Source organism: Chitinophaga deserti, assembly GCF_003149455.1.
Taxonomy (GTDB): Bacteria; Bacteroidota; Bacteroidia; order Chitinophagales; family Chitinophagaceae; genus Chitinophaga; species Chitinophaga deserti.
In genome coordinates, this window is the sequence record NZ_QFFK01000002.1 from 359,104 (window position 1) to 381,734 (window position 22,631).

Sequence of the window (22,631 nt, forward strand, 5' to 3'; positions counted from 1 at the left end):
GAATCCTTACCTCGGGTTTTAACAAACATCAAACCTAGCACCAATATCAGAAACTGCAGTTAACTATAGAATATATCCAACAGCCGGCTGGCATAGAGACTCCAGGAAGTGAAAGGTAAACTCACATAAACTCCCATGTATACTGCAATCTAAACCCCTAATTTTACCCATTTCTATAGATACCCACTTTTACCTATTGCAAAAGCACCATAAGCCATTCTATTTTAAACGAACTGGCTGAAACAATTGCCCTCTTACCAAACTAACGAAGAATATATATGAATAACCAGTTGCGACAACTATACCAGTTAGATACTCAATGACCTAATACTGGGGAAATAAACAATTCAGGATACGAGATTGAAAAGGGGAGGGGAATGAACTCTTGCAATATCAGAAAGGCAGAATGAGGCTATAAGTTCCATTAGCGTCCAGAGATCAGGACTCTAACAAATAAAAAAGCTCCCGGTATCAGGGAGCTTAACAGATGATGCATTGATGTTCCACGTGGAACATTAAATATTACCGCCAAAATATGCGTTAAGGTTCTCTTCCTCCTTCTTTCGCATCAGCAATTCTTCCTTCTTGGACTTATCCTTATAACCACATAAGTGCAATGCCCCATGGAAAATAACCCGGTGCAGTTCGTAATCCTCAGTTACATTGAACTTCTTCGCATTCTCCTGTACTCTATCAATACTAATATAAATCTCCCCCTCGGTAACCTCAGGGTTATCCGATAGTTCAAAAGTTACTATATCGGTATATGTATCGTGCTGTAGAAACTCCTGATTGAGGGTTAACAGATACTCGTCGGAGCAAAATACATAGTGTAGACTTTCCAGCCCCTGACCTTCCTTCTTAAACAAATCTTTGAGAAATACCTTTAACCTGGTCCTTTCCTTAAGGCGAAGCTTCACCTCATGTGCAGTAAAATTGATTGCCATTTTGTAAAATTATGCCAAAAAGCATTTGACCCGACTGCTTTTTTTGCATTATGGCCGTTGAGCGGTACCTTTGCCCCGTAATAGCTGGGACGGTAGTCACAGATTGGTTTTAAACTCGCTCAACAAATAGTTATGATTAAACTTTCTTCCCTCACAATTGGTAAAAGTGCAGTAATCCGGGAATTTGAGAAAAGCGATCTTCATATAAAACTCATGGAAATGGGATGTATTCCGGGGGAAACAGTTAAAGTAGAGAAAATAGCTCCCCTCGGAGATCCAATCTCTATCATTGTTGCCGGATATAATTTATCCCTTCGCAAAACTGAAGCAGATCACATCTGGGTTGAAGAGGTTGCATTATAACCAGCCAAACTGAAAATATTCCAAAAGCCGTCTCGCTGAGATGGCTTTTTTTATGCTATTTCCAGACATGAACTTCCCAGTCTGAAATACCCTTTCAGAAAAAAATCGCCTGAATCAATCATCTCGACTATTTAGATATGATCCATGTGTAAATGCAAAATGAAATGTATGGCTTCAAATGCTAAATACTCAGATACAGACATACCTATCCCAGTCCGAATTTTCATTCAGAAAAATCATGTGCGAAACATCTCAGTAAAAGAATTACCTGGCTTTATATAACACCACAAATTATTGAACCCTCAACTCAATAATTTAGACAGCTGTATAAGCAGACATAGCAATCCCATTCCGAAATACTTCAGAAAAAAATGATCTCAAATAAATTCATTGAAACAGAACAGTCGAAGCGAAAGAAGAATTCTATTATGATCCCTCTATCATAATTTCCACTCCATTATATACATCAACAAACTGTATCTGCAGCAATAAAATTTACTGAGTAATTCATCCGAAATTGATTCATGCAAAAGGCATATCAAATTTTGCAGATGATGAACAATGCATGTTTACGCATCATCCAAAACATACAATCACAATTAGACATACCTTCTCCAGTCCGAATCCAATTCAGAAAAAATTCGTGCTGAAGTATATTCAATGAAAAGCTGTACAACTATAAATGCGATGCTCTCCTATGATCCCTCCATCATTAAGAAAACACTCCATTATATATAGACTTACATCTTGTTCAATAATTACACTCCAGACATCTCCAAATGCTCACCAGCATAATTGAACTGCCTCACATGGATTAATGGTTTATTCATCTATCACTTCCTAAACCAATTACATCCCGAAAGGACATAAGCTCTCCAGTCTGAAAAACATTCAGAAAAAACCACTTCCAAAAAACAATCGGGGAGGAGGAGACGGAGCGATTAAAAATCACTACACATACTTTCTCCTTCCGGATAATCTTCCAGAAAACTGAAACAATAATTCTTATGGAAGAAGCATGACCTCATGCCGTAATCCTGGTTAATGCATCTATCACTACATCCACCCCAATTCAAACCAGCTGAGACAAAACTTCCCCTATCCGAAAAATCTTTCAGAAACACAATTCCAAAAACTTCCAAATATTCAATGCAGCGCATCCTTAAATATCCAGGAGAGCGAATCTATCACTTCACACATCCATCATACCTAATGAATCAGCATGACACTTCATGTCCGAAAATCTTTCAGAAAAAAAACAATCCAAAAACAAATGAAACAGGTGAAGAATGTAATCGCCAAAAAAGTGGTGAATGAATCTATCACTTCATACATTCAACTCAGAAACGACAAAACACAATTCTCCCCGTCCGAAAATGCTTTCAGAAAAAGAAACAACCCGCAGCGATAATGATGTTCCATTCTCAAACAGAGGCGTTGGAATGTATGACTTCTTCCACCTGAGTTTTGGACATACTTTTCTCACTCCGAAAATCATTTCAGAAAATCACAAAACAATTCATCGGCAGATAAGAATATCACTTCGTAAAACCAACTGGCCGGATCTATCCATCCGTCAGCCAAACTTTAAGAAAAGACATGACTTACCCGTTCCGAAAAACCATTCAGAAAAAATACCGGTCAGCGGATCTCCTCGCGATAGACATCCACAAACCCAATCAAAAATTCCTGAAACCTATGAGGGAAAGAATTTCAGAATGCGGCAAAAATATCTGTTCCGGAAACCAGACAAAAGCAATAGTTATTCATGTGGAAAAATGTATCCCTTAAATGCGTAAAAATCAGGGGTAAAATAGCTCAATTCAAAAAATAACTCGCCAAATCCCCTACAGTACAGGGTTCATAATGTATATAAAATTGTTAATCATTAATATACCATCACTTTTTACAGCTTAAACTGTAAAAAGCATAAAAAAAACCGCTCAAATATGAGCGGTTTTACAAAGTTTTAAGCCAACACTTTACAATCCGGCTTGTGCACTTATTTCCAGCATACGGTCGATCGGACGCTTTGCAGCAATCCGCAGCGTTTCGTCCATTGTGATTTCCGGCTGCTCATACTCCATGCACAGATACAGTTTCTCGAGGGTATTAAGCTTCATATGAGGACAATCGTTGCAGGCACAGGCATTGTTTGGTGGGGCAGGGATGAACGTCTTGTTGGGGTTCTCCTTCTGCATCTGGTGCAGAATCCCCGTTTCCGTAACCACAATGTATTCCTTCGCATCATCGCGCTGGGTAAATTTCAGCAGTCCGGTCGTAGAACCCACAAAATCAGCGATAGCCAGGATGGGCGCTTCACATTCAGGGTGGGCAATGATCTTGGCTTTAGGATGACGTACCTTCAGTTTAGTGATTTTCTCCAGGCTAAAAATCTCATGCACCATGCAGGCGCCGTTCCACAAAACCATATCACGCCCGGTTTTCTTTATCAGGTATGAGCCGAGGTTACGGTCAGGAGCGAAAATGATGGGCTGGTCTTTGGGCACAGACTCGATGATTTTTTCAGCATTGGAGCTGGTGCAAATGATATCGGAGAGTGCCTTAATGCCGGCTGAGCAGTTGATATAGGAGATAACCAGGTGATCGGGGTACTGTGCCTTAAAGCGGGCAAAGAGGTCGGGCGGCGCACTGTCTGCCAGCGAGCAACCGGCTTTAAGGTCGGGGAGGAGCACTTTTTTCTGTGGACTGAGGATTTTCGCGGTTTCTGCCATAAAGTGTACACCAGCGAAAACAATGATGTCTGCATCAGTTTTGGCGGCCTGCTGACTGAGGCCCAGGCTGTCGCCTATATAATCGGCCACGTCCTGGATATCCGGCTCCTGGTAGTAGTGCGCGAGGAGGATGGCGTTTTTTTCCTTTTTAAGGCGTTCGATTTCAGCAAAGAGATCCAGGCGCACGTCCACCTCCATATCCAGAAATCCCTTTTTCTGCAAATTTTTTTTTGCTTCCGTTAACTCCATAAACATAGCTATAGATTAATTTTTCTTTTTAAAAAAGAAGAAAAGCCCACTACTATTAGGGGTGTGAATTTGGGGGAAACTTGTTTTTTCCCCTTGATACAAATGTAGTTGTTATTATTTTCTTGCGCACTATTCACAGGAAATTAACAACGGCATTCCGCGCCCACGCTGAATTTGGTCTGCTTTATCCACAGTGTTGACAAGCATTTTGTTGAACAACTTTTTCGGACGGCGAGTATTAAGAAAGTGTTAAAACAACCGGGTTTTACACATCGGAAATCTCCGGACCGGATCCGGCCAGAAAAACAAATTTAGTTTTACCTCCGCGGGGTGGTGGCTTTTCCCACAAAAAACAGCCTTAACAACAGGGTTATACACAGCTGTTGTGGAAAAAGCGACCCTTTTTTCTGAAATCATCTGCACCCCCGGTTTTTTTAATAATTTCAGTTTTTGACCCCGATTAATACACAATTTGTTGTGGATTATATAGATGTATTCCTTATTTTGTGGATAACCGCAACACCCGTTCCGCGAAAAAAATCTACCGAAACAGTACACTGGCGGCCGTCTAAACCTGATCTTTAACAACCAATACCTGTGCATTAAAACTTTATGAAATGTGGATAATGTGTGAATGAAGGATAAAAACCACCCCTCCTTAAACCTCTCAAACCCTCTACTGTATTGGCTTTTGGGGTAATAAAAGCTATTTTGCAGTTACAATTAAATTATTCTATTTTTGCTACCTCTTAAAATCAGACTATATATTATATGTCAGTTATTCAGAAAATCAGGGACAAATACGCTGTATGGATCATCGTATTGATCTGTTTGGCCATTGTGAGCTTTTTATTGCAGGACGTATTTTTTGGCAGAGGCAGCATGTTCGGCCAGTCTAATGTAGTAGGCAAGGTGAACGGAGTTGAGCTGAGTAATACGGATTACCAGCGCCGGATTGAAATGACCACGCAGCAAATGCAGCGTCAGTACCCCGGCCAGTCTTTCGATGAAGAAGCACAACAGATTTTCCGTGAACAAGCCTGGAATGGTTTCCTTAGCGAAAATATCATGGAAGAGCAGTACGCTGCCCTTGGCATCGTAGTTACCGATGCAGAATTGCAGGATGCTTTCAGCGCAAAGAATCCTCATCCCATGGTACGTCAGCAATTCACCAATCCTCAGACCGGTGAATTTGACCCTGCAATGATTCAGCAGGTTAACCAGGCTGCAAAACAGGATCCCAATGTTCGCGCACAGCTGCTGGATTTCGACCGCGCAATCGTGGAAACCCAGCGCAACGTGAAATATTACTCCTTAATTAATAAAGGTATCTACTATCCCAAATGGCTGGCTAAGCAACAGCAGGAAGATGCTGCTAAAAATGCCAACATCAGTTATGTACAGGTGCCTTACGTTACTATCGCCGACAGCACAGTTAAAGTAACAGATTCCGAACTCAATAAATACATCCAGGATAACAAAGGCCTGTTTGAAGTTCCGGAAGGCCGTAAGATCGAATACGTTTCTTTCGACGTACTGCCTACTCCTTCTGACTCCGCTGCTGCTTTCACCGAGCTCAACAAGCTGAAGGCAGAAATGGATACCACTCCCGATGTGGCTCAATTCGTAAAACTGAATTCTGAATATAATCAATACGACGGCTTTGTTTCCCGCAGCGCTATCCATGTGCCGAACAAAGATTCCATCATCGACCTGCCCACCGGCGGAACCTTCGGTCCTTATATCGATGGTAACATGGTGGTATATGCAAAAATGCTGGAGCGCAAAAACATGGCTGATACCGTGAAACTGCGTCAGGTATTGATCTTCGCTCAACAGGGTGCAGACTCTGTCGCTAAAAACCGTGCAGACAGTATTGCTACTGTAGTACGTGGTGGTGGCGATATCGCTGCTCTTGCCATCGCTTTCAGCCAGGACCCCAGCGCCAAACAAAATGGTGGTGAAGTAACCCTGGCCCCTCACACCGATGTTCCCCAGGAACTCGCCGAAGTGAAGAAATTCGCGTTTGACGGGACCTCCGGCGAAGTGAAAACAGTAAAACTCCCCATTGGTTATGCAGTGGTGAAGATTACTGAACAGAAAAACATCGGCCCCGCGCTGAAAATCGCATACCTCGGCAAACGTGTAGACGCCAGCTCTTCTTCAAGCAACGATATGCTTACTGCTGCTAACGAATTCGCATCTGCCAATACTTCCCGCGATAAATTTGACAAAACCATCCAACAGAAAGGTCTTGACAAACGGATTGCTGAGAACATCCAACCGATGGATTTCGTATTGCCTGGCCTTGGCTCTGCACGCGAAATCGTAAACTGGGCATATAGCGCCAATAAAAATGATGTGAGCCGCGTGTTTTCACTGGAAGACCGCTTTGTAGTTGCCGTACTCACCAGCATCCGCGAAAAAGGAACCGCTCCGCTCGACGAAGTGCGTCCTGCAGTAGAAGCAGAAGTGCGTAAGCAGAAAAAAGCAGAACAGATTATGGCAAAGCTGGGAACTCCTGCTAACCTCGACGCTGCAGCTAAAGCTACCAATCAGCCGGTACTCACTGCCGAAGGTGTTAACTTCTCCTCCTCTTACGCTCCTGCGCTCAACTTTGAGCCCCGCGTAATTGGTGCAGCATTTAACAAAGCATGGGGCACAAACAAAACATCCGCTCCCATTCAGGGTCAGGCAGGAGTATTTGTGATCCATGTGAATAACTACACCAATACTGACGCTCCTGCGGTAGATTACGCACAGCAGCGCCAGGCCTTCGAAGGCGGTATGCAACAACTGGTTCAGCAGCAACTGTTCCAGAGCGTATTGAAGAAAAACAGCAACGTAAAAGATAACCGCGCTGAATTCTTCCGTTCCAACAACTGATTTTAAGAAATCCAATATGTAAAAAGGCCGGGCAATAAGCCCGGCCTTTTTTGTACCCACCCGGAGGGAAGGGCTGCTTCCCGTAAAATCCGTAAATTTGCAGTATGGACGAAATTGTTAATAAAGTAGCGCAAAGTGCGCTTATCACTATAGATCTCGAACAATATTACCCCCAGGAAGAAATCATCGTTTTTGACCTGAAGGATTACCTGTTCATGGAGCTGATCCTGAAAGAGAAGGATTACCGGGCTGCATTGCTGGCGCACGATTGGGAACAATACCGTGGGAAAGCAGTAACTATTACCTGCACGGCCGATGCCATTATTCCATTTTGGGCTTATATGTTACCAGCGGCTTACCTCGAGCCGGTTGCATCACGCGTGGCGTATGGAGATGAAACCACTTTGCGTAATACAATATTCCTGGAAAAACTCGCAGCCATCGACGCAAATGCTTACCTCGATCAGCGTGTGATTATTAAAGGGTGTGCAGACAAAGCTGTGCCCGAAGGAGCATATGTGGAAATAACCCGGAAACTGCGGCCTGTAGTAAAAAGCCTCATGTACGGAGAGCCTTGCTCCACCGTTCCGGTTTACAAAAAGAAATAACTCAGAACCATCCTCGTTTTCTGAAGAATACAATCATTGCAAGGAAAATAAGGATCATTGCCCCAAGGGTTACAAAATAGCCGTTGGGGTTTTTTAATTCCGGCATGTGATCGAAGTTCATACCATAAATACCCGTGATCACTGTCATGGGAGCAAGGAGCGTGGTAACCACCGTCAGCACTTTCATCACTTCATTGAGCTTTTGGTTCATTTGTGCATGGTATAGCTCCTGCAAGTTGATGACGATATCGCGATAGCTTTCGGCAAGGTCCACTGCCTGTATGATATGGTCCTGCACATCTTTGAAATACTTTTCCGTGTTTTCCTCCAGCAGTGCATTTTCTGATTTCATCAGCCCGCTCATAACATCGCGGACGGGTGTAATGCTGCGCTTGAATTCCATGAGTTCGCGGCGAAGATAATTGACGCGAGCCAGCGTTCTGTTATTAGGCTGGCGCGGAATGATATCTTCCATCAGTTCGATCCGGTCGCCCAGATGATCCATTACCAGAAAGTAATTATCCACGATGATATCGAGCAATGCATACAGCAGGTAATCGGAGCCCGCAAGGCGGAGCTTGGTTCCGGTTGTACGGAGGCGTTCACGGATGGGGTTAAAGACATCATGGTTGGGATCGTCCTGGAAAGAGATAACCACATTTTTGCCAAGCACCAGGCTTACCTGTTCCAACTCCACAGAGGAACTTTCCTGTTTGAAATAGCACATGGGTAAAAGACAGAAAAGATTATTACCAATCTCGTCCATCTTTGCGCGCTGGCCTTCGCTCATGATATCTTCCATGAGCAGGAAGTGGATATTGAAATGCCGGCAGATGGCCTCCACTTCTTCGCGGCGAACTCCGTCTACATTGATCCATTTTTTAGTGTCTGTTTCGGCGAAGCGGAAACAGTCGGCCACGTGGTCGGTAGTTTCTTCATGAAAATATCCGCTATCGTATTCGTATATGGTGATGCGGACATGATCCACCGGTTTGCGGGAAGTAACTGCCGTAACGGGATTAAAATTCATCAACCTTTTTTTACGGACTTTAAAGGGGTTGATGGCGTCCGCTATCGGCTGTATCGGATTTTTGGGCATACCGGAGGAATTTATGCTAATGTACAATTTTTGAAAAAGATGAAAAAAGAACAGCCGCCGAAGTGAGTGACACAACGGCGGCCGGGAAAGGAAAGAAAGCTGATAAACTAAAATCAATCTTCGTCGGTCAGGAGAAAAATCTCTTCGACCGGCTTCTCAAATACTTTGGCAATTTTCAGGGCCAGAATGGTGGAAGGAACATACTTATTGGATTCGATGGTATTGATGGTTTGCCGCGAAACACCCGTCAGGCGGGCAAGCTCATCCTGTGTGAGATTTTTTCGCGCCCGCTCTACCTTAATTAAATTTTTCATGCAGCAGCCTTTTTTTGACGATAAAGAAGATAATGGAACCGGATGATGAAAATGATCAGGATGGTGAACATGTTGTACATCATTACTGCCAGGAAATCGAGCCAATGCCAGATCAGGGATGCAATCAAAAGCAGGATATAATTTGTAATGACGGCAATCTGCAGTGATTCCAGCCGAAGCCTGCTGATGTATTCATCTTCATCTTTTTCACGGCTGTAAGATATGAGCAGTAATGCGCCAAGTAAGAGGAACATTGTGAATTCTTGCAGCGACTCCCCGAAAAAGTCCCGTATCCAGCCTGCCAGGGGAAATGAACCTTCATCTAAAGGCGTGTAAAAAGGAAGACCTACGAATAAGGCCGGAATCATGATCCACCAGCCAATTTTTTTGAAATAGTGCGGTAAGAGATACTTAGGTTTCATGCAATAGCGATTTTATGATACCAAGTTAAGTATTATTTACATAAAGTCAAGTATCTTTTACATTGAGACAAGTTTATTTTACTTTAAAGGGCATAAAAAAAGCCCTCACTCGAGGGCTTTTCCTATTCGAAATGTTGAAAATCAGAAAGTAGGCAGCTCTATCAAAGGGGCTTTACCGATAGCAGGCCGCTCGAAATTATCCCCCAGTTTGGCGTTTGCAGGAACGAATCCGGCAGTCCAGAGGTAAAAAAGACCGTTTTCTGAACCACCTCCGAAATCGAGACGGTCTTTGGCGCGGGCCGTAGCGTCGTTTGTGAAGCGGGCTTTGGTCAGCTCAATCCATTCACCTTCAGGCGTTTTGATCCAGTGGTTACCGAAGTAGCCCTTACGGTACATATGGCCATTCTCGAAACTGAAGTTTTCGAGGAAGGAGTAAAGATGCCCCATATATTTCCCGTCTTTAGGAGCACGGAAGGAGGCAATGAGCTTCCATTCGTTGTGTTCAGGTACGAAGAAATAAGCGGTATACTGTGTGGTAACGCCTTTAGGTACGGCGTGCATCAGGAATTTATAGGTTTGTCCGGCTTTCCAGTTATACACCCAATGGCTGTGGCCACCGGTACCTTCTCCACCAAAACCATGGGCAACCACAGAATCTCCTTTTCCAAGGAGGGTCACCTGGTCTTCATATCGCACTTTGGCCCTGTCGTCGGGTTCCTTACCTGCGTCCCAAACGGAGAAGATAATCCTTCTCTCTTCGGGCCCGTTCACCTGCATACCAAAATAACCACGGTGCCATCCGCACGACATAAAGTAAGTTCCGATCTTATCCTGCCCTTCAGGAACGGTGATTTCCCCGTAGAACCATTCTACCTGCTTGCCTTCGGGCGCAGTGTAGTTAAGGTGAACGGATGCGGAGCGGCGCCAGGGTTTGGCATTAAATTGAATGTCTTTGGTAGCGGCACCTTCGAGTGTTACACCTTTGATATCGGCGTAATGATTACCCTGTTTGGAAATGCCTTTGATGGCGATATCGTAAAAGCCTGATTTCTTCAGTTTGGAAGAAAGCACGGGAATATCCGCAAACTCGCTGCCGGCGGGTACCTGAACAATTTTCTCCGTACCATTCAGGCTAATCCGGAGTGTAGAGGGCGCATCGGCTTTAGCCTGCAGGCCCAGTTTCAGCGCGCCGGTATTGGCTGCATGAAACCAGAAATGAACGGTATTAGAACTGTCGGTCCAGCGTACAACACCATTGCGGCCGGAAATATCTACACCGGTTTCTGCGGGATCGGCGTAAGCGGTGAAACCGGGTATCACCACACGGTCTTGTGCCTGTATGTCGGATGACGCCAGCAATGCGGCGAAGAGTAAGGAGTAGCTTTGCTTTATCATAAAGACAAATAAAATCTCCGCAACGCCGGGAAGCAAACCCGATTGCTAAAAGTGACAAAATCCAGACGCAGCAGTGGTTGTGGGATTACGGGGTGTGAATAACACATTGGCACCAATCCACAAAAATGAGGGAAAAATGGCGGACCATGTCCGGCACTTCGTGCTTCGCCCATTCATTGGCATCGCAGAGGGCGAGGGATTTAACAATACCATTTTCCTGGGTGCCGTAATAGCATCCACCCCGGGAGGCGATAGCGAAACCATTTTTGACAAACCCCGGATGGTCGTGGATGGCGATAGCTCCCAGCGCATCGCTGTTAAGGTAAGAGCGGAGTTCGAAAAGGGGAATGAAAAGTTCGGGGGCACCAATCTTGCGGATGTGAAGATGGCCAAACGCGCGGGTTCCCTCAGCCATTTCGCGGCTGTGATTGATATGGATTTCCTTTATTTCGTCCACTTCCGCACCTACGATTTTAAGTTTGGAGATGTTGACAAATTCTGCCTGTCGCCAGTCGTCTCCGGAAAGGGTTACGGTAAAATCCGGGTAAGCGGGCAAATTGGTCATCGGAGGGAGTTCATTGGAAACTGTAGGTATTGGGAACCAGTAGTCCATAGGTGAACACGAGACTTTACCCGAATATATGACGAAAATTTGTTAAAAGAAAGGGAAACTCAGCCTTTGGGTTTTTTGTATTTGATTTTGACATTGGCCACCCCGGAATTGACCATACCTATCTTCTTCGCTGCTTTCTTTGAAAGGTCGATGATGCGCCCGGCCACAAAAGGGCCACGGTCATTGATCCGGACTTTTACGGTTTTACCATTGTCGAGATTGGTAACTTTTACTTTAGTACCGAAAGGAAGCGTTTTGTGGGCAGCAGTCATCTTGCCCTGGCGGAAGGTTTCGCCATTGGCGGTTTTGCGGCCCTGGAATTTATCAGCATAGAAAGAGGCCTTTCCCGACTGGGCGATCTGGCGGGCGCAGGAGCTGAAGCACAGCAATGCAGCCACTGCGAGTGTTGGCAGGTGTTTTCGTTGGATCATATTCCGCTTTACAATTTCTTGGTCATGATGGCATCGTTCATGAAAAACCCGTTGCCGATGTCTATATCTTCCTCCCCGGTTTTTACAAATCCGGTTCTCTCATAAAAACCGGCTGCTTTATTATCGCGGTTCACATTGAGCGATAACTTTTCCATACCGGCTTCTTTTGCAATACGCTCTACTTCCGTGATGAGGGCTTTACCTACGTTTTTGCCCTGCATGGAAGGGAGCACGTATATCTTGTGCAATTTTGATACCGGTTCGTCTTTATAGTTTAACTCATAACATGCGAAACCTCCGAAAACCCCGTCTGCAGCGGCCAACAGAAATACATTATTCTTCTTCAGCGTTAGCTCGCGCAGTACTTCCAGATCATACATCATTTTCAGCATGTAATTGATCTGCTCGGGAGAGAGTATTTCCCCGAAAGTATGCGGCCAGGTGTCGTAAGCGATCTGTTGCACTATGGAAAGCTGATCCGGCGCAGCTTGCGTAATAATGACCATGAGATATGCTGCTAAATGGTGACATTGCAATTTACAGCATATCAACTTTACGCCGGGGAATTTTGTTAAGTTTGGAAAAAAACACATGCGTGCTCTCCTATGGGTCTTAGCGGCCATGTTCACCCTGCCTGTGAAAGCCCAGCTGAAAGCGGGTTTCGATGCCAATGAATATAAAGACCTGCTTAGTCTCCACCAGAATGGAGATACCGCAGGAATTAAAAATCATCCGGCCGCATACCGGCTTTTATATACCTCGCCCGAAGTGGGCTTTTACAATAAATGGATACTGTGGGAAAGAAGTGACGGGGTAGACGTAATCCAGATACGTGGTACCGTAGCCAAAATGGAAAGCTGGCTAGCGAATTTTTATGCTGCCATGATCCCCGCAGAAGGAACGCTTCAACTCAATGACAGCACCCGATGGAATTATAAACTGGCCGCAGATTCAGGTAAATCATTCGTGCATGTGGGGTGGACGGTAGCCGTTGGCTTCATGTCTGCAGATATTATTGCGCATATTAAGGAACGCTATGCGAAAGGCACACGCCAGTTTATTATTATGGGGCACAGCCAGGGCGGAGCAGTGGCATTCCTGCTGCGTTCATATCTTCACTATCATCCCGACCTTCCCAAAGATATCCGCTATAAAACGTATTGCAGTGCCGCGCCTAAGCCCGGCAACCTTTTCTATGCATACGACTTCGACAACATCACCCGTGATGGCTGGGCATTCCGTATTGTGAACAGCGACGACTGGGTGCCGGAAACACCACTGTCTCTGCAAACCATCCATGATTTTAATACGCCGAGTCCTTTCATGAACGTGAAAGGTGAGTTGAAGAAGCAGAAATTTTTCGTGCGGCTTTACGGCACTATCATTTATAACCGCCTTACCCGTACTACGAACCGCAGTGTGCGCCGCTTCCGTAAAACGCTTGGCAACGGCGTGTTTAAATTATCGAAAAGGCATTTACAGGAAATGCAGCAGCCTGCATATGTTTTCAGCAATAACTACATGACATGCGGTTCGCCCGTTATTTTACTGACGGATGCAGAGTACCAGAAGAAGTTTCCATTTGATGGTAAGAATATCTTCATTCACCACATGCCCGAACGATACTTATATCTGCTCAAAAAATATTATTCCCTGCCAGATTGAACGCTGGAAAAGATTCCGGGGTAATCAGTTACAAGTCCGTCGTTATCGACGGTGATCTCGGCTTTAAAGTCTTTCAGTACTCCTTCGTAGAGGTAACGGTTTTCGCTGAGCCGGGTGTAGAATTGGGTAACGGGTTTGATCTCGTTTTTAAAGACATTGATGTAAAGCGCATCTACCTGTACGCGCTCGCCGATGGGAATATTGAGCCGGCGGATGGGGAGGGTGTTGGTAAACGGGGTGAGGGAGATGTCTACATCTATGCAATGATCCCACTCGTTGCGGGTATGTCCTGTTTGGGACCATTGGCCATTGATGTCGCGGTGAAGGGAGATCCAGGAGCAATCGCCATCCCGCTCGATGGCCATTTCCAGGCCCGACATTTGCCAGGCCCGGTCGGCGATAATATCGTAAGAAACTGAAAACGGCGTGTCTTCCCCAAATCCGACAATGGTTCCGTTAATCCGGATGTCGGTACCAGAGGTATCCATACTGCAGTATTCCATCATTTGGTAGAAAAGTCCTTTCCAGACGATCTGACGTTTCATTGTGCGCTGTTAAAAGTGTCTCCCTGGCGGATGTCGCCGGTTTCGAAACCTTTTTTGAACCAGTACATGCGTTGGGCGGAAGTGCCGTGTGTAAATGCATCGGGTACTACTTGACCGCTGGATTGCTGTTGCAACCGGTCGTCTCCGATGGCATTAGCGGCATTAAGGGCTTCCTCAACATCTCCGGGCTCTATGTAATTGGCTATATTCTTCATGTAATGCGCCCAGAGCCCTGCATAAAAATCGGCCTGTAATTCGAGCTTAACAGACAGCTTGTTGTATTCTGTTTCGCTGAGGCGGCCGCGCATAGACTGAACCTGTTCAGAAATACCTAACAGATTCTGGACATGGTGGCCTACTTCATGTGCGATTACATAGGCCATGGCAAAATCGCCGGGGGCGTTAAGGTTGTTTTTAAGATCGTCGTAAAACGACAGGTCGATATACACCTGGTGATCGGCCGGGCAATAGAAGGGGCCGGATGCGGAGGAAGCACTTCCGCAGGCGCTCTGTACGGCACCGGTGAACATAACGAGAGTAGGCTCCTGGTATTTCTTGCCCATTTCTGCGAAGATCTTGTTCCACACGTCTTCGGTTTCCGCCAGCATGGTTTTGGTGAACTTGGCTGCCTCTGCTTCGCGAGCTTCCTGTTCTGGGGAGAGCTGGCCTTGCTGGGTGGTGGATTGTTGCATATTTACTACCTGTGAGGGATCACCCCCCAGGAAATAAACCAGCAATGCAATCACGATGGTACCAATGCCGCCACCAACAACCAGGCCTCCACGGCCCGATCCTCTGCGGTCATCTACGTTTGTACTTTCTCGGCGTCCTTGCCAGCGCATATGGTTTTCTTTTGGTTAGTACTATAAATTTATGAAATAAATGAGTGCGCCGCTGCTTTTCGGCCTGAAGGGAGGTTGGATTAGGGAAGGAGAGCCTTTTCGGCAGGGTAATAAACTTATTATGCCCCTTATACGGAGCCTGCCCCACGCGCCTAACCCATGATATTTACTGTAGACTGAAGGGCAGTTTCCAGCCAAATGGAGCCGGGCGATTTGTAGCGAGGGGTGTATACCTGCCATGCCCAGCACCCCTGCATGCAGCGTTCGAGTCCTGCAAAGTGACGCTCAAGCAGGGCGGCTTTCTTGGGGAAAAGCATTCCGTATACCTGCACGCGTTTTCTGCAGGTAACGGTTAAACGCAGATATTCTTCCAGGTAACTCCGAACAATTGTGGTACTCTGGCGGATAATATTTGTTAAAGTATATGCTTTACCGTTAAGGGCCACAGCCATCATGAGGTTTGCATCCGATCCGTTGTGGATTACTTCTCTTTCGAAAGAGAACAGATCGTTTGATAAAGCGCCGAATGCAGCCACGGTATAATGTAATTTTCTGAAATCCTCATCCAGCCCGGCATCCGTAAGCCAGCTCCAGTCGAGGTATTCACCATGTGCATATTCTACCCACATAACGATGTGATGCATCCCTGCGGAATGCATCCGTTGTTCAATGTATTCTTCTATCGTTGGGCTGGAAGAATTGTAGCTGCGCCGGGGAACGGAAACATGTTTGGTATAAAGTTGATGAAAGCGGCTAAACCATGCTTTGTGAGAAGTATCCCTGAAATCACGGAGTACGATGGTATTGGCGAATTCTACCGGTAGCACCCCAGCGGGAATTGTTAGTGAAGGATCGTATTTCCCGACGCGGCGTAAGATACGGGCTGCATCCCTTTGCCGGGTAGTGCTTAGCTGAGGAAACACTTCACGCCTCATAACATCGTTCAGATAAAAGTCCACAGTCAGTATTTTCATCATATTCAACATATGCAGCGGATCTGCATCCGGATACAGGAAAAGGGCCCGGGAGATATGATGGCGTGTATCATCCCGCCAGATGCCGTATTGTTCGCCAAAACTTTCGGCTGCAGCACTCAATTCTTCTGCCTGAGGATGAGGATGAAAATGGCGGCACCAGGTATCGAGCCGGAAGTGATCTGGGCAAAAAAGATCCTGCAGGGAATAATGCTGGATTCCGCAGAGTTTCGCGTATTGATTCCGCACATTTTCAAGAACGGCGGCAGCTGTGTCTGAAGCGGGGGCTGACATGGCAAAACGTTGTGTACATGGTTAACTTATCGCGCTATAAAAGATACGAAAACACAAACGTAACAGGGCAGCAGTAAAAACGTAAAGGCCGGGTAAAAACCCGGCCCGGCTGAAGGTTACAACAAAATCTAAACCTGCTTATGAGAAAATTTAAAGTTCAAGATCAGATGGAAAGAAACATCAGTGAGTGATCTTTGCTTTCCAGTTGGGATGTACCCATCAGAAACTCGTCCACTTTTCTTGCACACTCTCTGCCTTCACTAATGGCCCATACTACGAGAGATTGACCGCGGCGCATATCGCCCGCTGCAAATACCTTAGGTATGGAAGTCTGATATTCTTTTTCGGTCGCTTTCACATTACCGCGCTCATCGGTTTCGATAGACAGGTCTTCCAGCATCCCTTTAAATTGGGGATGAACGAAGCCCATGGCCAGGAAAGCCAGTTCGCAGGGCACGGTCCTTTCAGAACCGGCTACTTCTACAAAGCGCCCGGGACGGCCATCTTCGCCGAACGACCAGGTAAGGTCCACCAGCTGGAGGCCGGTAAGGTTGCCTTTATCGTCGCCGATGAAGGCTTTGGTAGCAATAGCCCACTGGCGGTCTGCACCTTCTTCATGGGAAGAAGACGTTTTGAGTACCATAGGGTAAGTTGGCCATGGCATGTAAGGGCTGCGGTCTCCGGGAGGCTTGGGCATCAGCTCCAGCTGGGCGATGCTTTTTGCGCCGTGACGGTTGGAGGTGCCCACACAGTCGGAGCCGGTGTCTCCACCGCCGATCACAACTACGTTCTTGCCTTTGGCGATGATATCTTCTCCTTCTATTTTTGAATTACCTACGCGCTTGTTTTGCTGCTTCAGGAAGTCCATGGCGAAATGCACACCTTTCAGTTCCCGTCCGGGAATGGCGAGGTCGCGGGGAATAGTAGAACCACCGGCGAGCACCACAGCGTTGAATTCGCGAAGAATGTCGTTGATACTAACATTCACACCCACGTTGGCATTGCACTGGAAAGTAATACCTTCTTCTTCCATGAGCGCCACACGGCGGTCGATCACCCATTTCTCCAGTTTGAAATCGGGGATGCCATAACGGAGGAGGCCTCCGGGCTTATCGTCGCGCTCAAAAACGGTCACCAGGTGGCCGGCGTAATTGAGTTGTGCAGCGGCTGCAAGGCCTGCGGGACCGGAACCTATCACGGCAACTTTCTTGCCGGTGCGGATGCGGGGTACCTTGGCTTTAACCAGCCCTTTATCGAAAGCTATTTCAATGATATGTTTCTCGATTTCCTCGATGGCTACCGGCGGCTGGTTGATGCCCAGTACGCAGGCGCTTTCGCACGGCGCGGGACATATGCGGCCGGTGAACTCGGGGAAGTTGTTGGTGGAAGTAAGCACATCGTATGCTTCCTGCCAGTCTTTGCGGTATACCGCATCATTGAATTCGGGGATTACGTTACCGAGAGGGCATCCGCTGTGGCAGAAGGGTACGCCGCAGTTCATGCAACGGGCCGACTGTTCGTTGAGCTTATTCTCAGGGAAGCGCTCCACAAATTCGTTATAATGTTTTACGCGGGACTTAACGTCTGCCTTTCCGGGCAGTTCCCTTGTAAATTCCAGAAATCCTGTTGGTTTACCCATATCTGTCTCTGCTTGGTCGCTTAAATAATTAGTTACGCTTTGCTTTTAACACCTTTTGTGGCGGCGGCTTTTAGGGCTGCCTTGTACTCTTTCGGGAATACTTTCACGAAATGGCGGAGCTGATTTTCCCAGTCGCTGAGAATGAACTTAGCCACGGTGCTGTTGGTGTACGCATGATGCTTCGTGATCAGGTCGTGCAGCTGTGCGGCATCTTCTTCTCCGAGAGGATCGAGGTCGATCATTTCCGGATTGCACTGATTGGCGAAGTTGTTTTTCACATCGTACACGAAGGCGATACCACCGCTCATGCCCGCACCGAAGTTGCGGCCCGTTTCACCAAGGATAACTGCGCGGCCGCCGGTCATGTATTCACAACCATGGTCGCCGGTACCTTCTGTTACAACGGTAGCGCCGGAGTTGCGGACACAGAAGCGTTCGCCGGCTTTACCGCGGATGAATGCTTCGCCGGAGGTGGCACCATACAGGGCAACGTTGCCTGCGATGATATTCTCTTCCGCCTTGAATCCTGCTTCCGTAGAAGGATAGAGGATGAGCTTGGCGCCGGAAAGACCTTTACCGAAGTAGTCATTTGCTTCACCTTCCAGTTCGAGCGTAACGCCTTTCGTGTTGAAAGCGCCGAAGCTCTGGCCGGCAGAACCGGTGAATTTGAAATGGATCGTATCCTCTGGAAGCCCTTCGCTCTTGTAGCTCTTGGAGATTTCGTTGGAAAGGATCGTTCCTACCGTACGGTCGGTGTTCTTCACTTTATATTGACCAAACACACGGGTTTTGCTTTCAAGTGCATCTTTGGCGGCTTTGAGCAATTGCCAGTCGAGCACTTCGGCCAAACCGTGGTCCTGTTCTTCCTGTTTGTAGAGTCCTGTTTCGTCGGAAGCCGGTTCGCGGTACAGCACGGGAGAAAGGTCGAGATGTTTCAGTTTCCAGTGGTCGATGTTATCGCGCACTTTCAGCACTTCTACCTGTCCTACCATTTCCTGTACAGTGCGGAAGCCAAGTTCTGCCATGATTTCGCGGAACTCTGCCACGAGGAACTGGAAGAAGTTTACTACTGCATCTGCAGTGCCGTTAAAGCGTTTGCGCAGATCCGGATCCTGTGTGGCAACGCCAACAGGGCAGGTATTGAGATGGCATTTGCGCATCATGATACAGCCTTCTACCACCAGTGCGGCGGTAGCCACGCCCCATTCTTCAGCACCCAGCAGGGTAGCGATAGCGATGTCGCGGGCAGTTTTAAGCTGGCCATCGGTTTGTACCACTACGCGGCTGCGGAGTTTGTTACGGACAAGGGTTTGGTGCGTTTCCGCCAGGCCCAGCTCCCAGGGCAGGCCTGCGTGCTTGATGGAGCTGATGGGTGAAGCACCGGTACCGCCATCGTGGCCCGATACCAGGATCACATCGGCATGTGCTTTTGCAACGCCTGCGGCGATGGTGCCCACACCGGCTTTGGATACCAGCTTAACACTGATACGCGCTGCGCGGTTAGCATTCTTCAGGTCAAAGATCAGCTGGGCAAGATCTTCGATAGAGTAAATATCGTGGTGTGGCGGCGGAGAAATAAGGCCTACACCGGGAGTGGCATGACGAACCTTACCGATCCATTCGTCCACTTTATGACCGGGCAACTGGCCGCCCTCTCCGGGCTTCGCGCCTTGCGCCATTTTAATTTGCAGCTCGTCCGCATTGGTGAGGTAGTAGCTCGTAACGCCGAAACGTGCGGAGGCTACCTGTTTGATGGCGGAGCGCATGGAGTCGCCGTTGGGCAGCACTTCATAACGCATTTCATCTTCCCCGCCTTCACCCGTATTGCTTTTCGCGCCTATGCGGTTCATAGCAACAGCGAGGGTGGAGTGTGCTTCGTGGCTGATGGAGCCGAAGCTCATCGCGCCTGTGGCAAAGCGTTTCAGGATGCTCTGTGCAGATTCCACTTCTTCAATTGGCACCGGGTTGCGGTTGCGCTTGAAGGTGAGCATGCTGCGCAGTGTAGCGGCTTTCTCGCTCTGATCGTTTACGGCTTTGGAGTATTTTTTAAATAAGCCATAATCGTTCATGCGGGTTGAATACTGCAGCAGGTGGATGGTGGTAGGATTGAAAAGATGGAATTCACCTTTCCGTTTCCATTGGTATACACCGCCCGTAGTGAGGCGCTGAACAGGCGTTTCCTTACGGCCGTAACCCATCCAGTGCTTCGCGAGGGTTTCCTGCGCGATCTCATCGAGGCCAAGCCCTTGAATGCGGGATACGGCTCCGGTGAAGTATTTGTCTACAACAGATTTATTGATACCGAGGATCTCGAAGATCTGTGCACCCTGGTAAGACTGCAGGGTAGAGATACCCATCTTGGAGAATACTTTCAGCAATCCTTCGCAAACTGCTTTAACGTAATTCTTCTTCAGTTTATCCACATCCAGCTCCGACTGTATCTTACCGCGCAGCCGCAGGTCGCGGATGGTGGAAAGTGCCAGATACGGGTTGATGGCGGTAGCGCCGAAGCCAAGGAGGCAGGCGAAATGATGTACTTCCCAAACATCGCCGGCTTCTACCACGATACCTACCTGGCCACGGTAACCTTTGCGGATCAGGTGGTGGTGCACAGCGGAAACCGCCATAAGGCTGGGGATGGCGGCATGCTCTGAATCCAGGGCACGGTCGGAGAGGATGATCACCTCAAAACCATCTTCCACCGCATCTACCGCATAACGGCAGAGACGGGCGAGGCCTTTCTCAAGGGAGCCGGGCTTACCGTCGGCCTTGAAATAGGTATGTAAAGTTTTAGCCTGGAAAATACCGGTGTCGATACTGCGGATTTTCTCCAGCTCGTAGTTGTTCAATACAGGGTGCGGCAAAGCAACAGAGTGACAGTGCAGCGGATCCTCGTCGAGCAGGTTACCGTTGTTGCCAAGGAATGTAGCCAGCGACATTACCAGTCTTTCCCGGATAGGATCGATAGGCGGGTTGGTTACCTGGGCGAACAGCTGCTTGAAGTAGCTCGTCAGGTGCTGGGGCTGATCGCTGAGGATTGCCAGGGGAACATCTGTACCCATGGAGCCGATCGGCTCTTTACCGTCGATAGCCATCGGTGAAATGATCGCTTCCAGATCTTCGGTAGAATAACCGAATGCACGTTGGTACTTAAAGATCTGCTCGTGCTCGAGGTGCGTGAAAGTTACGCGGGGCTCAGGCAGTTCGTCGAGGCGGATCTTATATTTATTAAGCCATTCGGCGTAGGGCTGGGCGGAGCAGATAGCCTGCTTCAGCTCTTCGTCGCCGATGATGCGGCCCTGGTCCATGTCTACGATAAACATTTTACCAGGTTGCAGGCGGCCTTTTTCTTTTACGTTTTTAGGATCGATGGGCAGTACACCGGCTTCGGAAGCCATGATCACCCGGTCGTCTTTCGTTACCACAAATCGGGAAGGGCGGAGGCCGTTCCGGTCGAGGGTGGCGCCGATGATTTTACCGTCGGTGAAGGAGATGGAAGCGGGCCCGTCCCAGGGTTCCATGAGGGAAGCATGGTATTCGTAGAAGGCTTTCTTCACGGGGTCCATGCTTTCGTTACCATCCCAGGCTTCGGGGATGAGCATCATCATCACATGCGGCAGGGAGCGGCCTGTGAGGTTGAGGAGCTCTACCACGTTATCCAGACAGGCGGAATCGGATTGCCCTTCGTCCACGATGGGGGAGAGCATTTCCATTTCCTCTTTGGAGAAGTACTTGGTCAGGAAGGAATTTTCGCCGGCGCGGAGCCAGTTGAGGTTCCCTTTGAGAGTATTGATCTCACCGTTGTGTGCAATGAAGCGGAACGGATGTGCGAGCTTCCAGCTGGGGAAGGTGTTGGTAGCAAAGCGGCTGTGGATAAGACCGAATGCGGATACCATACGCTCGTCGCGCAGATCGGGATAATAATGACCAACCTGGTAAGTAGTGAGCTGGCCTTTATATACGATCGTTTTACCGGAGAAGGAAGCGAAGTAAATCTCGGCTTTATCTTTCGGAATAGAGCAACGTACCGTTTTAGTGATATAATTACGGAGAACGAAAAGCTTCCGTTCGAATTCTTCCGGATCGGAGATGTGATACGGACAGGCGATGAACAGCTGTTCGATTTCCGGTTCTACGGAAAGGGCGGTTTCACCAATGCCATCGGGGCGAACGGGAACTTTGCGGTATCCGAGAATTTCGAGACCCACTTTTTCCGCGCATCGCTGGATGATTTCGCGGCACTCTTCGCGCCAGCGGGGCTCCTTGGGGAAGAAGACCATCCCTACACCATATTTACCTGCATCCGGAAGGCGGATGCCCATTTTAAGACATTCGGCATACAGGAATTCATGCGGCATCTGAATCATGATACCCGCACCGTCTCCCGTGGTACGCTCGCATCCGCAGGCGCCACGGTGTTCCATGTTTTCCAGCATGGTTAACGCATCGCGGATGATCTGGTGTGATTTCCGACCCTTAATATGGGCGGCAAAGCCCGTACCACACGCATCGTGCTCAAATTCCGGACGATATAAACCTTGTTCTTGGCTCACAATTCGCATTGGCTGTTAAATTTTCCTTTTATCCTTTATCAGATACACTACGCCCAC

General features: G+C 47.7%; 20 protein-coding genes. 6 read left to right on the forward strand and 14 right to left on the reverse strand.

What is annotated here, in order from left to right; all coding sequences use genetic code 11:
- Nucleotides 1-515: 515 nt before the first annotated feature.
- Nucleotides 516-947, reverse strand: a complete 432-nt coding sequence (ybeY, locus tag DEV76_RS05510; protein ID WP_109695932.1) for an rRNA maturation RNase YbeY — start codon at nucleotides 945-947, stop codon at nucleotides 516-518.
- 132 nt (nucleotides 948-1,079) lie between these two features.
- Between ybeY and DEV76_RS05515 the strand changes: the two genes are divergently transcribed.
- Nucleotides 1,080-1,310 (forward strand): FeoA family protein, encoded by a 231-nt coding sequence (locus DEV76_RS05515; RefSeq protein ID WP_109695934.1) that lies wholly within the window; start codon nucleotides 1,080-1,082, stop codon nucleotides 1,308-1,310.
- Between the two features lie 1,313 nt (nucleotides 1,311-2,623).
- Nucleotides 2,624-3,109 carry a hypothetical protein gene (locus DEV76_RS25870; protein ID WP_157962730.1) on the forward strand — a complete coding sequence of 162 codons (486 nt, stop codon included), beginning with the start codon at nucleotides 2,624-2,626 and terminating at the stop codon, nucleotides 3,107-3,109.
- 183 nt (nucleotides 3,110-3,292) lie between these two features.
- Here DEV76_RS25870 and nadA read toward each other — a convergent pair whose 3' ends face one another.
- The gene (gene nadA / locus DEV76_RS05525) at nucleotides 3,293-4,267 is read right to left on the reverse strand and encodes a quinolinate synthase NadA (RefSeq protein ID WP_232826883.1); all 975 of its coding nucleotides are present in this window, start codon (nucleotides 4,265-4,267) and stop codon (nucleotides 3,293-3,295) included.
- Nucleotides 4,268-5,065: 798 nt separating this feature from the next.
- Between nadA and DEV76_RS05530 the strand changes: the two genes are divergently transcribed.
- Both DEV76_RS05530 and DEV76_RS05535 read left to right on the forward strand, forming a co-directional pair.
- Nucleotides 5,066-7,180 (forward strand): peptidylprolyl isomerase, encoded by a 2,115-nt coding sequence (locus DEV76_RS05530; protein WP_109695938.1) that lies wholly within the window; start codon nucleotides 5,066-5,068, stop codon nucleotides 7,178-7,180.
- Nucleotides 7,181-7,284: 104 nt separating this feature from the next.
- On the forward strand, nucleotides 7,285-7,788 hold the full coding sequence (locus tag DEV76_RS05535) for a DUF2480 family protein (protein WP_109695940.1): 504 nt from the start codon (nucleotides 7,285-7,287) through the stop codon (nucleotides 7,786-7,788).
- Nucleotide 7,789: 1 nt separating this feature from the next.
- On the opposite strand, the gene corA is transcribed toward DEV76_RS05535, so the two are convergent.
- From corA to DEV76_RS05570, 7 genes are all read right to left on the reverse strand, one after another.
- Complete coding sequence (gene corA, locus DEV76_RS05540; RefSeq protein ID WP_232826884.1) at nucleotides 7,790-8,818, reverse strand: magnesium/cobalt transporter CorA; 1,029 nt, start codon at nucleotides 8,816-8,818, stop codon at nucleotides 7,790-7,792.
- A gap of 182 nt (nucleotides 8,819-9,000) precedes the next feature.
- A complete protein-coding gene (locus DEV76_RS05545) occupies nucleotides 9,001-9,201 on the reverse strand; it encodes a helix-turn-helix transcriptional regulator (RefSeq protein ID WP_109695944.1) in 201 nt (66 codons plus the stop codon).
- Nucleotides 9,198-9,623: a hypothetical protein gene (locus DEV76_RS05550; protein ID WP_109695946.1), complete on the reverse strand. Its 426-nt coding sequence runs from the start codon at nucleotides 9,621-9,623 to the stop codon at nucleotides 9,198-9,200. Before DEV76_RS05550 ends, DEV76_RS05545 begins: the two co-directional genes overlap by 4 nt.
- A gap of 141 nt (nucleotides 9,624-9,764) precedes the next feature.
- The gene (locus tag DEV76_RS05555; protein ID WP_109695949.1) at nucleotides 9,765-11,018 is read right to left on the reverse strand and encodes a DUF3472 domain-containing protein; all 1,254 of its coding nucleotides are present in this window, start codon (nucleotides 11,016-11,018) and stop codon (nucleotides 9,765-9,767) included.
- An 85-nt stretch (nucleotides 11,019-11,103) separates the two neighbouring features.
- Nucleotides 11,104-11,583, reverse strand: coding sequence for a hypothetical protein (locus DEV76_RS05560; protein ID WP_157962731.1), 480 nt, complete (start codon nucleotides 11,581-11,583; stop codon nucleotides 11,104-11,106).
- A 107-nt stretch (nucleotides 11,584-11,690) separates the two neighbouring features.
- Complete coding sequence (locus DEV76_RS05565; protein WP_109695953.1) at nucleotides 11,691-12,062, reverse strand: septal ring lytic transglycosylase RlpA family protein; 372 nt, start codon at nucleotides 12,060-12,062, stop codon at nucleotides 11,691-11,693.
- 8 nt (nucleotides 12,063-12,070) lie between these two features.
- Complete coding sequence (locus DEV76_RS05570; protein ID WP_109695955.1) at nucleotides 12,071-12,568, reverse strand: GNAT family N-acetyltransferase; 498 nt, start codon at nucleotides 12,566-12,568, stop codon at nucleotides 12,071-12,073.
- Nucleotides 12,569-12,653: 85 nt separating this feature from the next.
- On the opposite strand from DEV76_RS05570, the gene DEV76_RS05575 reads away from it, so the two are divergent.
- Nucleotides 12,654-13,727, forward strand: coding sequence for a lipase family protein (locus DEV76_RS05575; protein WP_109695957.1), 1,074 nt, complete (start codon nucleotides 12,654-12,656; stop codon nucleotides 13,725-13,727).
- Here DEV76_RS05575 and DEV76_RS05580 read toward each other — a convergent pair.
- From DEV76_RS05580 to DEV76_RS05590, 3 genes are all read right to left on the reverse strand, one after another.
- A complete protein-coding gene (locus DEV76_RS05580) occupies nucleotides 13,709-14,272 on the reverse strand; it encodes a putative glycolipid-binding domain-containing protein (RefSeq protein WP_109695959.1) in 564 nt (187 codons plus the stop codon). The two genes, DEV76_RS05575 and DEV76_RS05580, sit on opposite strands and share 19 nt — an antisense overlap.
- The gene (ypfJ, locus tag DEV76_RS05585; RefSeq protein WP_109695966.1) at nucleotides 14,269-15,114 is read right to left on the reverse strand and encodes a KPN_02809 family neutral zinc metallopeptidase; all 846 of its coding nucleotides are present in this window, start codon (nucleotides 15,112-15,114) and stop codon (nucleotides 14,269-14,271) included. The genes DEV76_RS05580 and ypfJ overlap by 4 nt, the downstream gene beginning before the upstream one ends.
- A gap of 152 nt (nucleotides 15,115-15,266) precedes the next feature.
- Nucleotides 15,267-16,091, reverse strand: coding sequence for a terpene synthase family protein (locus DEV76_RS05590; protein WP_157962732.1), 825 nt, complete (start codon nucleotides 16,089-16,091; stop codon nucleotides 15,267-15,269).
- Nucleotides 16,092-16,100: 9 nt separating this feature from the next.
- Between DEV76_RS05590 and DEV76_RS05595 the strand changes: the two genes are divergently transcribed.
- Nucleotides 16,101-16,367, forward strand: coding sequence for a hypothetical protein (locus DEV76_RS05595; RefSeq protein ID WP_109695970.1), 267 nt, complete (start codon nucleotides 16,101-16,103; stop codon nucleotides 16,365-16,367).
- 178 nt (nucleotides 16,368-16,545) lie between these two features.
- Here DEV76_RS05595 and DEV76_RS05600 read toward each other — a convergent pair whose 3' ends face one another.
- Together DEV76_RS05600 and gltB are read right to left on the reverse strand one after the other, a co-directional pair.
- The gene (locus DEV76_RS05600) at nucleotides 16,546-18,021 is read right to left on the reverse strand and encodes a glutamate synthase subunit beta (protein WP_109695972.1); all 1,476 of its coding nucleotides are present in this window, start codon (nucleotides 18,019-18,021) and stop codon (nucleotides 16,546-16,548) included.
- A 32-nt stretch (nucleotides 18,022-18,053) separates the two neighbouring features.
- Nucleotides 18,054-22,583, reverse strand: a complete 4,530-nt coding sequence (gltB, locus tag DEV76_RS05605) for a glutamate synthase large subunit (protein ID WP_109695973.1) — start codon at nucleotides 22,581-22,583, stop codon at nucleotides 18,054-18,056.
- Nucleotides 22,584-22,631: the final 48 nt, after the last annotated feature.